Consider the following 14,317-nt stretch of genomic DNA (forward strand, 5'->3'; position numbering starts at 1 on the left):
TTCAAACTGTGAAATCAGCTGGCAGCTTGCCGTGTGGGCTTGAGCGTACCGTCGAAGAGCATGGACCTTTCGACGCGCCGGAGCATCGTAGGATATCTCAGATGTCATGGCGGAAAGGCGTTTTGAACTTCGATAACGAAACTCCGCAGTTTTGGGGTCATAGCAGGGCCGGCATTGTAAAGCAGATGCATCGGGCGACCAGGAACTCTCCACTGGGATAGAATGCGGACAAGGCGGCCAGAATCAAGTTCGGGCTTCAAGGCCTGTTCAGAACCCAATACTATGCCCTCTCCTGACAAGGTGAGGGCCAATAGAAAGCCCCAGTCGTTGGACGTCACAGTGCCAGAAACCATGACAGATCGTGTGCAGGTCTTTCGTATAAAGTGCCATGCTGTTCGTACAGAATTTGCAGAGTTTTCGTAGACAAGACACTGATGCCGGGCGAGTTCCTCAGGACTGTCCGGAGCGCCAAATTTTTCGAGATAGGCAGGCGCTGCGCAGACCGTGAGGGAATATGAGGCCAGAGGGCGACTGACGACCGTAAGATCGGGATCTGGCTCGCCAATACGAATGACAGCTTCATGGCCATCCAGCGTCGGATGAACCAGTTGATCCGTAAGGGATACTTGTAATCGTACCTTCGGGAATTTCTTCCGAAAATTATGTAGAAACATGGGGAACATGGTCCGCCCGAAGGTAACTGGTACGCTGACAGCAAGTGTACCACGTGGTTCGCCCAGCGTGTTGGCGGCAAGATTATCAGCACGCTCGACAGCCTTCAGGACGAGATGACATTGCTCGCAGTAAAGACTCCCTATTTCTGTGAGGCTCTGACGACGTGTCGTCCGATGGAGCAGGCGCGTGCCAAGATGACGCTCCAGAGCCTCTATATGTTTGGCCACCATCTGCGGCGATAAGGTCAGACGCTGAGCGGCCGCGGCAAAAGACCCCAGTTCCACAACCTTGATGAAAACCTTCATACTGGTCAAACGATCAAGCATTCATCATCCTCAGTTGTGACTGACATCTTCTATCGACAATTTATCTCTTAAAAAAGAGGAATATGTTGAGCCTGCTGATTGATCGGCAAGCATCTTCTCCGATGGAGCTCTTTAGAATGCCTATTTATCTTGTGCGAATGGATCATCCGGACGGCGACGGGTGGGGGCAGCATGTCGTGGCGCATGTGCTGTATCTCAAGCGCCTCATTCAGGAAGGTAGTCTTCTGGCTTCTGGTCCGCTGAAAGGCACCCCATTGCGGTCAGGTTTTCTGATCATGAAAGGTGCCAATCGGCAGGAGATTGAAGCGATGGTGGCTCGGGATCCGTTCTCGCCGGAAGGTTTGATCTGTGATCTTCGAATTGAAGAGTGGGATCCGCTGTTCGGTTGCCTGTCCAACCTATCGACCGGCAAACCGCCCGTGGAACTGCAATCTCTATTCCCATCCGAAGAACACTCATGATCTATGAAATGATTCGCTTTCGGACGGATGTTTTGGGAGTGCCAGCCCTCTCCCGTCTCCTGAAAGCACGGTTCTCGGATACCCTGAATCCTGTTGCGGGAAGCCTCACAGGGGTATGGCGAACGGAGATCGGTGAACTTGGAACGCTACTCCTGCTGCGTTCCTTTTCCTGTCAGGATGCCTTGCTTAAGGCGCGGCACAGAACACTGGAGTCCAGAACGCCCTTCGGTATCAAGATGAACGACGTTTTAATAGAAGCTGAGGCGTTTGAAGGCTTTCCGTTTCTTAAACCCCCGGAGTTTGGTGAATGTGGTGGACTCTATGAAATCCGAACTTACAGTTTAAAAGCTGGAGGGTTGGAACCGACCCTGAAAGCGTGGCAGAGTGCTCTGAAGCCTGCACAAGCCTATACCCGCCACCTGATCACCAACATGTTCGCGCTGGATGGTGCGTCACGCATCTGCCATATCTGGGCCTTCGACAGCTTTGAACAACGCAATATTCTGCGTCAGCAACATTACGTGGACGGACTTTGGCCGCCAAAAGGAGGGCCTGAGCAAATTATTCATGCCCAGTCCTGCCTTTGCTTACCGGAAACTTTCTCGCCATTACGGTGACGACGAAAAGCTCACAAATGTTCCCATGAATGACTGCTTTGCCAGCCTTGTCGCTTGATAACCGACATTCTGTTACCCCCCCCAAAGCAGCCGTGAAGACGCCGCTTGAAAGCCGCCACTGCTCCGTGTATATGCACTGGATATACACGGAGCATCACATGCATTACCATCGCCAGCTGGATGCCTCGCCCCCGCGTGAGGCCAAACTCTTTCGGAACAACAAGAGCCAGGCGGTTCGCATTCCGGTCGACTTCGAGCTTCCCGGTGAGCGGGTGCTGATACACCGGGAGGGGTCACGGCTAATCATCGAACCTGTGCCTGGAAAGCGTTTGTTGGCCGTCCTTGCTGAACTGGAGCCACTACCACCCGAAGACGCTTTTCCCGATGTCGACAGCACACTTCTGCCGGCGCGGGACATCGACCTGTGACCGCGCTCTTCATGTTGGACACCAATATCATCTCTGATCTGGCCCGGAATCCTCAGGGTATGGTCGCTCGACATATCGTGTCTGTCGGTGACGACGCGATATGCGTCAGCGTCATTACCGCCGCCGAACTTCGTTATGGCTGCGTGAAGAAGGGCTCGCCGAAACTGATGGCGCAGATCGAGGCGATCCTGGAGAACACCACCGTGCTCGCCCTTGAGCTCCCTGTCGACGCTGAATACGGCCGCATCCGGGCGGATCTCGAGGCGGCCGGAACGCCGATCGGCCCGAACGATCTCTTAATTGCCGCTCATGCTTGTGCCGTCGGCGCGGTACTCGTCACCGCCAACACTGGTGAGTTCGAGCGTGTATGTGGCCTGAAGGTCGAAAACTGGCTCGCCACTGCGTAGCGAGTCCAGCAAAGGAGGAACGAGTGCTGAAGGACGTTACGGCAGATCTTAACGGTATCTTGGCGGCACACGCCGAGGTACAGGCAGCGCTCTCGTTTATCATTGCGTCGCCGCTACTGGGGCGTGAAACGCTCTCTGCAGTGCTCGGCGAAGTCTCGGAGCATGTGATCGCGCGATTCATCGGTGGAGCTCGAGAGGCACGCGGTAATAACGGTTACGATTTGCGTGGCCCCGCGAACGAAAAAATTGAGGTGAAAGCACGTCAGCTCAGTCGCTACGGAGTGACGTGCCCCCCGGAAATGTAACCATTTAAAAGTAGAGTCCGATCGAGAAGGATACGGACGGATGAAGCGCAGTCGTTTTACGGAAGAGCAGATCATAGGGATCCTGAAGGAACAGGAATCCGGGCTGAAGGTCTCTGATCTTTGCCGTAAGCACGGGATCAGTGACGCGACCTTCTACAAATGGAAGACCCGTTATGGTGGCCTTGAGGTATCCGAGGCCAAACGGCTGAAGGCGCTGGAAGATGAAAACAGCCGCCTGAAACGTCTTCTGGCGGATGCCATGCTGGATAATGCGGCACTGAAGGAAATTGTTGGAAAAAAGTGGTAACGCCTGTCGCGAAACGGCAGGCGGTCCGACACATTCAGGAAGCTCTGGCCCTGAGTGAACGCCGAGCCTGTGCGCTTGTTGGTGTTGCCAGGCGTGTCGCGCGGTATGTTTCTACCGGAGCGGACGATGCTGCCCTGCGCCAGCGCCTACGGTGTTGATTTTCACTGAGAACTGGGCTCTTCCGCAAAGTGTGTGGTGATTTTTGCGCTATGAGATTGGAAGTACACGTGCCCTGAGGAGTTCGAAGCCTGCTCTCCCGAACATGGTGCGCTTTATCATTTTCAATCGACTGATCTGCCCCTCGACAGGGCTGGTTGTCCACGATGTCACAAGAGAAGCCTGAATGGCTGCGGCATCCCGTTCAAGGGCTGGAACCAGACGGGAGAGCAGCGTATCCCTTCCTGCTTTCAGTAAAAGCCTGAGGTTATCTTCTGATTTCCTGCAGAGCAGATTTTGCATTTTCCTCACCCAGCTGGTCGTTTTTTCCAGTTGGGGTTCTGCTGCAAGAAGTTCTCTGACAAACAGGGTCTGCTGATCGGCAAGTGTTCCAGGATCCGTCAACAGGAGGCGTGCCAGTTTCCGTCCGAGGGGAGGCACAGCATGGCGTCGGGAGCGCTGTTGTGGAGACGTAGCCTGTCGTATCGTCAACCATTTCCACACAATCCCATATTTCCCGGTAAAGCCCTGACTGACCAGCTCCCGCCACAATGTCGCGGCGGTATGGCATCCTTCATGCCATCGCCTGTCCAGATAATCCGTATAAGGCGCGAGGATACCGGGCTTTGTCGTGGTACGCTTCCATGTCGGGGCGTGCCCCAGCCTGAACCAGCGCCGCAGGGTCTTGCGCTCGACACCGATCATGTCAGCTATGGCCTGAAGGCCATGCCCTTCGGCTTTCAGGGCAAGGGCTTCATTGAATCGGGTTTCACGCCTTGACTGTGCGGCCTGGCTCGCATTCCGTGTGGGCGCCTGCGCTTTTTGCAGGCATGATGGCTGGGCACGCATCCCGGTATCCGTGGAGACTGACTGACAGAGTTTCTGCGAGATCTTCGTGGCTGTAGGTCCACAACCGCCACAAAGGCATCCGAGAGGTTTCTGAGCAGATGCCATCTGTCTGTGACCTGAACGGCCGATGGTGCGCCTCTGTAACAGGCATCCGCGTATGCTCCAGCCCGGTCTCTGGCAATGATCTCAATACCGGGATTTTGCACAAGCCATGCAGCAAGGGTATCCGCCTGCCGGTCTGGCAGCAGATTGACCACATCATTTTTTTTCCAGATCGACCAGGATGGTGCCGTAATGATGCCCGCGACGCCAGGCCCAGTCATCCACACCCAGAACACGGGGAGACCGCGCAGAGGGCTTCCCTGACATTCTGGAAAGGAGCCTACGGATCAGAGTGTCTGCGCTGACCGGGCAACGCAGGCGTTCTGCCATTCTTTCGCCTGCAGACCCACCCAGGGCATGGGCCACATAATGGTGAAGGTCTGTCAGGCGCATGGTATGCCGCCCATAAGGCACGGTCATATCAGAAAGCGGGATGACAAACGTCCGGCGACGACAACCAGCAGTGTTGCAGTAAAGACGGAACGAGGAAACCCGAAGTGTGACACGACGGCCCTGCCAGGGCAGATCCGACAATGTGCGGCGATAAAGACTATGGATCCGTTGCGTCCGGATATGACAGTCGGGACAGACAGCACTGCGATCACGCAAACTCGCTTCTATCTGCACCGTATTGTCGCTCGGCGTGACCTGATCAACAACGAGAGAGGGAGGAAGATCAAGGCACCGGAAGCGTGACACGACAGAAAAATCCCCAAAATTTGCATATTTTCAGGATTTCTCAGCTTCTTTCCCGCAGTACAAGTCCTCGCACCACATACTTTGCGGAAGAGCCCAGTTCTCAGTGAAAATCAACAACCAGGGCAAAGGGCCGACATAACCGAAGCAGATACCCTTCTGGATGAAGTTGATCCCGAAGCCTTTATCGCCGACAAGGCGTATGATGCTGATCCGCTTATCGAAAAGCTTGAAGAACGGCAGATCACACCGGTTATTCCATCAAGGAGAAACCGACGCCATCCAAGGAAAATCCGCTTCTCACTCTACAAAAAGAGAAACGAAATCGAACGGTTCTTCGCCAGACTGAAGCAGTTCAGAGGCGTTGCAACATGATACGACAAGCTGAAATCAACATTCCTCGCAGCAGTCCAACTCGTCTCCGCCATCATGAAAATTAACTGACGACACGCCCTAGCACTACAGTTGTGTTTTGATGCGAGAGGCATAGGCTTTTGCCTGATGTATTCGTCTGAAGCGTGACCAGTTCAGGATATGGTTGAGGGAGATCTGGCGCTGGGTCAGCCTGACGATCAGACGCCGGATTTCCTGAATGGACCACCGGATCAGACCTGGTGCGGGTTCGCTGGTCTTTTTTTAGGAGACCTGTCGTTTGCCTGTGCCCTGACCCCGGCCATCAGGGCATAGGCCAGCATGACAAGGGATACGTGACGGTGCCAGCCGTGCCAGGAACGGGTTTCATTGTGATCAAGGCCGAATTCGTTTTTGGCCGTTCTGAACCCCTCTTCGATCCGCCATCGCGTGCCTTCGACCTGAGCCAGCTTTTCAGGCGTCGTTCCTGAGGGGCACCAGACAGTGAAGTATGCAAGGTCCCCGTCGGCTGGGTTCCGGCGCACAAGGAGCCCCCGAATCCAGGTTCTGTTGTCGGCCGGGGTATAGTCTGCCCCCTCAAGTTCGGCGAGCGGACACCACAGCCAGTCATACTGACGCTCGCCTTTCGTCCCGTGTCCGGCTGACAGGGAGACCCAGTCTTCTTCTGGAGCGTCCCGGGCGATATCACGGGCTTCTCCCGCAACCGGTCTCTCTCCCAAGCCCCAGGAGTTGAACCAGTGACTGCCTGCCACCCCCAGAACATACCCTTTTGCGGCATGACGCAGGCTCATTTCGATTTCCCCTACGCCATAGACACTATCAGCAGCGACCCATTTGAAGGGAAGGCCGACCTGCATGCCGCGTTCGATCATCTGTCGGGCCAGAGAGGGTTTGGTTGCAAACGTTACTTCCGCAGGAACAGAGGCCGCAGACAGCCGTACCGGATCCGATGTCCAGGCTTTGGGAAGATACAGGGCGCGATCCACGAAAGCATGACCCCGTGAAGAGACATAGGCTGCAAACACACCAACCTGACAGTTCGTGATCTTGCCAGCCGAACCCGTGTACTGGCGCCCTACACCACAGGACGCCTTGCCTTTCTTGAGAAAACCGGTCTCATCGATCACGAGAACCGCGTCTTCATCACCCAAGGTACTCAGAACATGGTCGCGGACAATATCGCGCAGACCGTCAGCGTCCCACTGCGTCCGGCCCAGCAAAGCCTGCTGACGCCAGGGGCCTTCGTCGCCTGCAGCTTCCGCACGTTGCCAGCCCGTCTTGCGCGGCAGATTGCCCAGGAGCGTTTTCAGATAATGCTCCGCTGAGACCGCAACCCGATCCTGACCAAACAGGGGACGTATTTTTTCCTTGACCGACCGTAATCCCTCAACCGTCAGCGACAGCGTCTCCTCAACAGACGCGCCACCTGTCATCCTGTTCCGTTTCATACCAACACATGGAATCATATCTCGCATCAAAACACAACTGTAGTGCTAGGGCCTGTTAGGCCTTGAATGACGGAACGGATTGCATAGCTGTTTATGATGAGCATGATGCAGTCTGTCTTTTCCGATACCGCATGGTCCGTCTGGGAGCCTTTGATCGAGGAAGTCCGTCCGAAGGGCAAAACCCCACCGAAGAACCTTCGACGGACGATATCCGCGATTTTCTGGCGCCATCAGAACGGCGCGAAGTGGCGTGCCTTGCCATCAGAGTTTGGTCCCTGGTGGATTGCAGCACAGTTGTTCATTCGATGGTCGAAACTCGGTGTGTGGCAGCGCCTCTTTGAAAAGGCCAAAGACAGGGATCAAGACCTCGGCATGGTCTTTCTTGATGGCACGACAATCCGTGCCCATCATAAAGCGGCCGGAGCGGCTAAAAAAGGGGGCACAGAGAACGCCGAAAGGATCGTGAGGCTCTTGGCCGCTCACGTGGAGGATTTGGCACCAAGGTCTGCGTAGCTGCGGACAGTCATGGCAGGGCACTGTCCTTCACGCTGGCACCCGGACAGGCACATGAATTACCGTGTGCCTACGCCCTGCTTGACGCTCTGCCATACCCACCAATCTATGTCGTCTGCGATCGTGGGTATGCCTCACATAAATTTCGTGAAGATCTTTGGAACCGTGGATCTCGTCCTGTCATCCCGCCAAGGAAGAATGATCCAGAAGTCGCTTGTCCAAAATGGGCTTACAGACACCGGCATCTGGTCGAAAACCTGTGGGCAAGGCTCAAGGAGTGGCGGGCTGTCGCGACCCGATATGAGAAAACTGCCGCATCCTTCCTCTCCGTCATCCTCATCGCTGCTACAGCAGACTATATCAAGGCCTAACAGGCCCTAGTAGCCTTCGCGGTAGTTGTCGTCACGAATCTTGTAGAGTGTATATATTAATCGTCTATACAAAATAATTAATTCATTAAATATAATAAAAGTGACCGCCGCTATCTTTTGCTATGAGATAATGGGAGAGAATTGAATAAATCAATTACATATCCAGAACCAACGCTGGATATGGTTGTTTCGTCTCTCGTACAGAGATCAAGGCTCTCGCTTAAACGGATGTTCGAGAGATTATGATAATCGAGCAGTCCTTCCTGAACATCATGCCCGCAGTCGAGCATGGTGAGAAAGCCTGCACCAGCACCATGCCGCAGATGGGCGAGTAGAAGGGCCACCGAATTGGTGTGCAGACTAATCCTTGGCGCAATACGGAGGCGTGTGAACTCTGCGTTGAGTCTTGGCCACATCGACAGGCTGTCGTCTAACAGGCAGAGTTGAATATCGTGGCATGCTGTGATCCATCCTCCCAGAGGCGCCGCAGTGGGCAGCACCCCATGCGCGGCAACTAAGCCGATGGGATAGTCACGCGTGATATGAATACGAAGTTCTGGATGCTTTACCACATTGAAAGCAATGATGGCGTCAAATTCCCGAGCGATCAGACGATCCGTCAAGCTCGCCGTATCACCGGTCATTACCTTAAGCGACATCTCCTGCGCTGGATGGGCTGCGATGAAGGGCAACAGACATTCCATTACTCCCAAGCGCACCATCGGCTTAGCGTTTTGTGCAACATTTTCGCGCAACCGTTGTTCGCCCTCGATCCATGTTGCAGCCTGATCGAGTAACTGTTGTCCGGCCGAGGTCACATTGACCCCATGTGCAGTGCGCACGAGAAGCCGCGCGCCTAGTGCTTTTTCCAGCATCTGCACCTGCCTACTAAGGGCCGATGACGACACGTTGAGTACATCAGCCGCGGCGCGGATCGAGCCTCGGCGCGTTATCTCGATAAAAGAGAGCATTTCGCGGGAAAACACCGACATCGGTCTGTCCTTGCAAAAAATGGGACACAGCGCGCCATTCATTGCGCTATGCGGGACGCCGTTACAAGTGTCATTTTTATACCGACACGAACCGCTCACTGCTGGAGGCCGACAGTGCCCACATCATCCCCCGTAGAAGCCCGCCTGTCCGACATGGAAAGATCGCTCCTTCAGGAAGCGGCTGATATCGCAGTCCAATGTGCGCAGGCGGGTAACCATCCCTTTGGCGCACTGCTGGCGGACAGAGATGGTACGGTGCTCCTGCGCGCGGGCAACAACTGGCAGTCCGACAGAGGCATAGGCCATGCCGAACTGTGCCTAGCGCGTGAGGCAGCGCAACGCTACACACCGGAGTTTCTCCGGCATTGCACGATATTCACCTCGGTTGAGCCGTGTTGCATGTGCGCTGGGGGTATTTATTGGGCCGGTATTGGTCGGGTGGTCTTCGGCATGAGTGAAGAGCGCCTTGCCAGCGTGGCGGGGGACAATCCGGAAAATCTGACACTGGCATTGCCCTGCAGGCAGGTGTTTGCAGCCGGGCGGCGAGAGATCAGTGTGGTGGGGCCGATCTCTGACATGGAAGATGACATCGCCCAAGCCCATCAGGGTTTCTGGTAAGCGGCTTCGGCTACCGAGTTCAAGGATGTCGACCATGCAGTCTTCCTCACCTGCGCTCCAGGATCCGGTCGATGCTCTGCTGGCGCCTGGGCGTATGTTGCTGCTTGCAGCTCAACATGTGCTGGTGATGTACACTGGTGTTATCGCCGTGCCGTTGGTCATCGGCAGCACGCTCCACCTGTCAGCGCATCAGGTCGCCACGCTGATACAAGCTGATTTGCTCACCTGTGGACTAGCTACGTTGGTTCAGACCATCGGTCTGGGTAATTTTGGCGCACGCCTACCGCTCATGCAGGGAGTCTCATTCGCCGTTATTTCTTGTGTGACCGGCATAGCCTCGAACCCAGACCTGCTGGCCCAAGGTGGCGATGCTGGTCTGCGCGCGGTCTATGGTTCGGTCATTGTCGCCGGGCTGATTGCCATGCTGGCTGCACGACTGGGCGGCTATATTACCCGCCTGTTTCCGCCGGTAGTCGTGGGAACGTCTCTCATGATTATGGGGCTCAGCCTGCTGCCGGTGGCCGCAACTAACATCGCTGCTGACGCATCATCCCCCGGCAATGGGGGGTTGGCGGCAGCTGTGTTGGTCGTGACGATCGCCCTATCAGTGTGGGGCAAAGGTACGGTCCGTAATCTAGCGGTGTTTCTGGGTGTAGTCTCGGGCTTGATCCTTGCGGTTCTGATGGGACGATTGCACCCTCATCTAGGCGGCATGCCCCCGGCCATCGCTATCTTGCCACCTTTTCCTTTCGGGCGACCGAGTTTTCACCTTGCCCCGATCCTAGGCATGACCATCGTCGTGGCGATTACTTGGGTGGAATCAGTGGGGGACGCGGTGATCGTGGGCGAGATGTGTCAGCGTCCGGCAACGCCGACGCGGATTGGACAATTGTTGCGCGCCGATGGTCTTGCCACCCTTATCGGCGGTATCATGGGCTCATTCCCTTACACCGCCTTTTCTGAGAATGTTGCGCTACTCGGCATTACCGGTGTGCGCAGCCGATGGGTTGTGGCACTTGCTGGCGGCCTGTTGATTTGTCTTGGCCTGTCGCCCTTTTTGGCTGCGACTGTTGCCGCCATTCCCTCTCCTCTTGCCGGAGGAGCTGGCATGTTCATTTTTTCCAGCCTGTTTATGGTCGGGATCAAGACCATAGCGTCCATCGATCTGGCTCCCGGTAGGCCGACCACTTTGGTGGCGGGGTTAAGCGTCGCTATGGCCATGACTGTGTCCACAAGCCCGGCCGTTCTTGGCTTTATGCCAGCGTGGTGCGCGCCGGTGACTGAATCTCCGGTCATTATGGGATCGCTGTGCGCCATTGTCCTCAACCTGCTGCTGGTGCGCGCACCGAAAGATGAGAGCGCCTATCATGGCCTGTCTTGAACTCCATCGATCGTACGCCACAAGGCGGGAGGATTCACACCGCCCTATGCGAACAATCCAGCAAAGAGCGTCAGCTGGAACAGTGCCGACCTTACAACGGATCAGGCGTTTTCATGCTATCCGGGATCGATCTGACAAGGACATTCCCTTTCGTGGTCTGCGTGTTACACGAACGCATGGAAGAGATGATCCGCAAACCCCATTGTGGATATGGGCTACCACTTGGCGCGTTTTCGGCGCTTTCCCGCTGATCGCTCAAGTTGGTTGCGAACCGGTAGAGACGGCGATGACACGCGTGATCGGGGCCGGGGGATTGCCGCAGAAATATCGACACGCTTCCAAGAGCGTTCTGCCACGTATCGTCAGCGTCTAGCGGCTCTGGGCCGTGCCGCGCCCCCAACTGGAGATTATACAATGACGGCAAGACAGGGCTTTCACGCCCCATATCTGCTGACCATGAACACTATGAATGAAATCATCGCCGATGGTACAGTCATCGTGGGTGAGGACGGGCGCATAGCCGATATCGGTCCGCGCTCCGATATCGAGGCGCGTTGGCCTGATGTGCCCATCCGCAGCCTTCCCGACACGTTGATAATGCCGGGACTGGTCAACACACATGCCCATTCGGGCTTGTTGCGCGGCACTGCCGAAGGCTTGCCAGTATGGGAGTGGTTGCAACAGTTTATTGACCCGATGCACCGCGTGTTGCGCCCGCATGAAGCGGAAGTGGCCGCGCGTATATGTTATGCTGAAGCGCTTCTCTCAGGCACCACGACCATTGTCGATATGTGGCGATATATGGAGGGTAGCGCCCTGGCCGCGCGCGATCTGGGCATCCGCGCGGTACTCGTTCCCTATGTTGCCGAACATCCCGCACATAACTATTTTGAGACGCTCGACACCAATGAGGAACTGATCCGGAACTGGCATCAGGGCGCGGGTGGGCGCATCCATGTCTGGATCGGACTGGAACACATGTTTTATGCTACGCCCGAAGCATGGACGCGCGCCATCGCCATTGCTAAGGCGGCAGGAACAGGCTTTCATACTCACAGCAATGAAAGCCGTTTCGATGTCGAGGAAACGCTGAAACGATATGGCACACGGCCAGTCGAAGCGCTGGAGCGTTTTGGCCTTCTGGATGCGCCCCGCACACTTCTAGCGCATTGCGTGTGGCTTTCGGATGCAGAAATCGCAATTCTCGCGCGGCGCGGCATCGGGGTCGCACACAATCCGGTAAGTAACATGAAGCTGGCTAGTGGCGCCGCACGTGTCATGGATATGCGTGCAGCCGGTATTGCAGTTGGCCTCGGCACGGATGGCGAAAAGGAAAACAATAATCTCGACATGTTTGACGAGATGAAGACGGCATCTCTACTCGCCAAGTTCTCAGCCCTAGATGCCGCGGCACTCGATGCATGGAGCATATGTCGGATGGCAACGATCGAGGGAGCTCGCGCGCTAGGCATGTCCAATGACATCGGTTCAATCGAGATTGGCAAGCAGGCCGATTTGATCGCGGTCCGTACCAGTACACCCCGTATGACCCCTTTGCTTGGGGGAAGCATGGGGAATCTTCATCACAATCTGGTACATGCCGTACAGGGCGGCGATGTTGTGATGACGATGGTACAGGGGCGTGTGGTCGTGGAGAATGGCTTGCTCGTCAACGGTATCCTAAGCGATCTGATCGCCGAAGCCAATGCTGCAGTACCTCCACTTTTTGCCCGACGCGCGCAATGGCTGGCGGATAACGATACGACGGCATCGCTAGGTCTTGTTTGAAGATCTGCGAACTTCGCTGTTCTTTGCCTTTTGCTATATTAGGGCCTGTTCCGTCTTTTTCTTCCATCCCTACAATATAGGAAGAATTTCAAGATCTAGCTGTCAGGTTGTGAGACGTCGTTGGGATGATGTAGCGTGGGCGATACCGCATTACGCTCCATGGTTTTCTTCCGTTTGCAGGGAGGACGAATGATGCTTGAGATCCACCCACAGGCCCGTACGACATCTGCAGTGCGGGCTGACTTCGCCCGCTCGTCGGAACCGACTTCCGTGCTCGCCAGACGCTACGGGATCAGCGATGAAACAGTCAGCAAGTGGGGGTCATTACATAAAACGGGCACAGATATACGCTAAGAGTTGATGCTGGGTATCGATGACGGAAAACATGTGTTTTCCGTCATTCTTTTCATGCCCGGAAACGATAGCCGCCAAAGTTACAAAAACTGCACGACAAACTCTGTCTGTTGATTTTCACTGAGAACTGGGCTCTTCCGCAAAGTATGTGGTGCGAGGACTTGTACTGCGGGAAAGAAGCTGAGAAATCCTGAAAATATGCAAATTTTGGGGATTTTTCTGTCGTGTCACGCTTCCGGTGCCTTGATCTTCCTCCCTCTCTCGTTGTTGATCAGGTCACGCCGAGCGACAATACGGTGCAGATAGAAGCGAGTTTGCGTGATCGCAGTGCTGTCTGTCCCGACTGTCATATCCGGACGCAACGGATCCATAGTCTTTATCGCCGCACATTGTCGGATCTGCCCTGGCAGGGCCGTCGTGTCACACTTCGGGTTTCCTCGTTCCGTCTTTACTGCAACACTGCTGGTTGTCGTCGCCGGACGTTTGTCATCCCGCTTTCTGATATGACCGTGCCTTATGGGCGGCATACCATGCGCCTGACAGACCTTCACCATTATGTGGCCCATGCCCTGGGTGGGTCTGCAGGCGAAAGAATGGCAGAACGCCTGCGTTGCCCGGTCAGCGCAGACACTCTGATCCGTAGGCTCCTTTCCAGAATGTCAGGGAAGCCCTCTGCGCGGTCTCCCCGTGTTCTGGGTGTGGATGACTGGGCCTGGCGTCGCGGGCATCATTACGGCACCATCCTGGTCGATCTGGAAAAAAAATGATGTGGTCAATCTGCTGCCAGACCGGCAGGCGGATACCCTTGCTGCATGGCTTGTGCAAAATCCCGGTATTGAGATCATTGCCAGAGACCGGGCTGGAGCATACGCGGATGCCTGTTACAGAGGCGCACCATCGGCCGTTCAGGTCACAGACAGATGGCATCTGCTCAGAAACCTCTCGGATGCCTTTGTGGCGGTTGTGGACCTACAGCCACGAAGATCTCGCAGAAACTCTGTCAGTCAGTCTCCACGGATACCGGGATGCGTGCCCAGCCATCATGCCTGCAAAAAGCGCAGGCGCCCACACGGAATGCGAGCCAGGCCGCACAGTCAAGGCGTGAAACCCGATTCAATGAAGCCCTTGCCCTGAAAGCCGAAGGGCATGGC

Annotated in this window: 18 protein-coding genes and 2 pseudogenes; 14 read left to right on the forward strand and 6 right to left on the reverse strand. The window is 55.6% G+C overall.

What is annotated here, in order from left to right:
* Positions 1-104: 104 nt before the first annotated feature.
* Entirely contained in the window at positions 105-1,001 is an 897-nt protein-coding gene (locus tag KSAC_RS15670) for a LysR family transcriptional regulator (RefSeq protein ID WP_082084838.1), read from the reverse strand.
* A 116-nt stretch (positions 1,002-1,117) separates the two neighbouring features.
* Here KSAC_RS15670 and KSAC_RS15675 point away from each other — a divergent pair, with 116 nt between their 5' ends.
* The 6 genes and pseudogenes from KSAC_RS15675 to KSAC_RS15700 all read left to right on the forward strand — a co-directional run.
* On the forward strand, positions 1,118-1,462 hold the full coding sequence (locus KSAC_RS15675; protein WP_171789708.1) for a YciI family protein: 345 nt from the start codon (positions 1,118-1,120) through the stop codon (positions 1,460-1,462).
* On the forward strand, positions 1,459-2,079 hold the full coding sequence (locus KSAC_RS15680; RefSeq protein WP_039733240.1) for an NIPSNAP family protein: 621 nt from the start codon (positions 1,459-1,461) through the stop codon (positions 2,077-2,079). Before KSAC_RS15675 ends, KSAC_RS15680 begins: the two co-directional genes overlap by 4 nt.
* A 158-nt stretch (positions 2,080-2,237) precedes the next feature.
* On the forward strand, positions 2,238-2,507 hold the full coding sequence (locus KSAC_RS15685) for an antitoxin (RefSeq protein WP_110548427.1): 270 nt from the start codon (positions 2,238-2,240) through the stop codon (positions 2,505-2,507).
* Positions 2,504-2,914 carry a type II toxin-antitoxin system VapC family toxin gene (locus tag KSAC_RS15690; protein ID WP_110548428.1) on the forward strand — a complete coding sequence of 137 codons (411 nt, stop codon included), beginning with the start codon at positions 2,504-2,506 and terminating at the stop codon, positions 2,912-2,914. The genes KSAC_RS15685 and KSAC_RS15690 overlap by 4 nt, the downstream gene beginning before the upstream one ends.
* 23 nt (positions 2,915-2,937) lie before the next feature.
* Positions 2,938-3,219: a hypothetical protein gene (locus KSAC_RS15695; RefSeq protein WP_132306708.1), complete on the forward strand. Its 282-nt coding sequence runs from the start codon at positions 2,938-2,940 to the stop codon at positions 3,217-3,219.
* Positions 3,220-3,259: 40 nt separating this feature from the next.
* Positions 3,260-3,678: pseudogene (locus KSAC_RS15700) on the forward strand (transposase); the annotation flags it as partial.
* Positions 3,679-3,733: 55 nt separating this feature from the next.
* Here the strand turns inward: KSAC_RS15700 and KSAC_RS17620 are convergent.
* From KSAC_RS17620 to KSAC_RS17630, 3 genes are read right to left on the reverse strand one after another with little or no spacing between them, the layout of a single operon-like run.
* Entirely contained in the window at positions 3,734-4,531 is a 798-nt protein-coding gene (locus KSAC_RS17620; protein WP_243705412.1) for a transposase, read from the reverse strand.
* Positions 4,423-4,854, reverse strand: a complete 432-nt coding sequence (locus KSAC_RS17625) for a transposase (protein WP_243705413.1) — start codon at positions 4,852-4,854, stop codon at positions 4,423-4,425. The genes KSAC_RS17620 and KSAC_RS17625 overlap by 109 nt, the downstream gene beginning before the upstream one ends.
* The gene (locus tag KSAC_RS17630) at positions 4,790-5,332 is read right to left on the reverse strand and encodes a transposase family protein (protein WP_341812913.1); all 543 of its coding nucleotides are present in this window, start codon (positions 5,330-5,332) and stop codon (positions 4,790-4,792) included. Before KSAC_RS17630 ends, KSAC_RS17625 begins: the two co-directional genes overlap by 65 nt.
* Before the next feature lie 81 nt (positions 5,333-5,413).
* Between KSAC_RS17630 and KSAC_RS15710 the strand changes: the two genes are divergently transcribed.
* Entirely contained in the window at positions 5,414-5,704 is a 291-nt protein-coding gene (locus KSAC_RS15710; protein WP_165927374.1) for a transposase, read from the forward strand.
* 230 nt (positions 5,705-5,934) lie between these two features.
* On the opposite strand, the gene KSAC_RS15715 is transcribed toward KSAC_RS15710, so the two are convergent.
* Positions 5,935-7,149, reverse strand: coding sequence for an IS701 family transposase (locus KSAC_RS15715; protein WP_132306712.1), 1,215 nt, complete (start codon positions 7,147-7,149; stop codon positions 5,935-5,937).
* 105 nt (positions 7,150-7,254) lie between these two features.
* On the opposite strand from KSAC_RS15715, the gene KSAC_RS15720 reads away from it, so the two are divergent.
* Positions 7,255-8,033, forward strand: a protein-coding gene (locus tag KSAC_RS15720; protein ID WP_279433738.1) for an IS5 family transposase whose coding sequence is annotated in 2 segments (ribosomal slippage) — positions 7,255-7,594 and positions 7,594-8,033 — 780 coding nt in all. Because the reading frame shifts where the segments join, the coding sequence is not laid out codon by codon here.
* A 110-nt stretch (positions 8,034-8,143) separates the two neighbouring features.
* Here the strand turns inward: KSAC_RS15720 and KSAC_RS15725 are convergent.
* Positions 8,144-9,025, reverse strand: a complete 882-nt coding sequence (locus tag KSAC_RS15725; RefSeq protein ID WP_165927376.1) for a LysR family transcriptional regulator — start codon at positions 9,023-9,025, stop codon at positions 8,144-8,146.
* A gap of 114 nt (positions 9,026-9,139) precedes the next feature.
* Here KSAC_RS15725 and KSAC_RS15730 point away from each other — a divergent pair, with 114 nt between their 5' ends.
* The 6 genes and pseudogenes from KSAC_RS15730 to KSAC_RS17640 all read left to right on the forward strand — a co-directional run bounded on the left by KSAC_RS15730 (position 9,140) and on the right by KSAC_RS17640 (position 14,300).
* Complete coding sequence (locus KSAC_RS15730; protein ID WP_341812914.1) at positions 9,140-9,643, forward strand: nucleoside deaminase; 504 nt, start codon at positions 9,140-9,142, stop codon at positions 9,641-9,643.
* Between the two features lie 34 nt (positions 9,644-9,677).
* On the forward strand, positions 9,678-11,024 hold the full coding sequence (locus KSAC_RS15735) for a nucleobase:cation symporter-2 family protein (RefSeq protein ID WP_165927377.1): 1,347 nt from the start codon (positions 9,678-9,680) through the stop codon (positions 11,022-11,024).
* Between the two features lie 414 nt (positions 11,025-11,438).
* A complete protein-coding gene (locus KSAC_RS15740; RefSeq protein ID WP_132306719.1) occupies positions 11,439-12,812 on the forward strand; it encodes an amidohydrolase family protein in 1,374 nt (457 codons plus the stop codon).
* Positions 12,813-13,004: 192 nt separating this feature from the next.
* Positions 13,005-13,130 (forward strand): annotated as a pseudogene (locus tag KSAC_RS15745) (IS481 family transposase); the annotation flags it as partial.
* A 332-nt stretch (positions 13,131-13,462) separates the two neighbouring features.
* A complete protein-coding gene (locus tag KSAC_RS17635; RefSeq protein WP_243705429.1) occupies positions 13,463-13,933 on the forward strand; it encodes a transposase family protein in 471 nt (156 codons plus the stop codon).
* Positions 13,869-14,300 carry a transposase gene (locus KSAC_RS17640; protein ID WP_243705413.1) on the forward strand — a complete coding sequence of 144 codons (432 nt, stop codon included), beginning with the start codon at positions 13,869-13,871 and terminating at the stop codon, positions 14,298-14,300. Before KSAC_RS17635 ends, KSAC_RS17640 begins: the two co-directional genes overlap by 65 nt.
* Positions 14,301-14,317 lie beyond the last annotated feature (17 nt).

The organism is Komagataeibacter saccharivorans (assembly GCF_004348195.1).
Lineage (GTDB): Bacteria > Pseudomonadota > Alphaproteobacteria > Acetobacterales > Acetobacteraceae > Komagataeibacter > Komagataeibacter saccharivorans.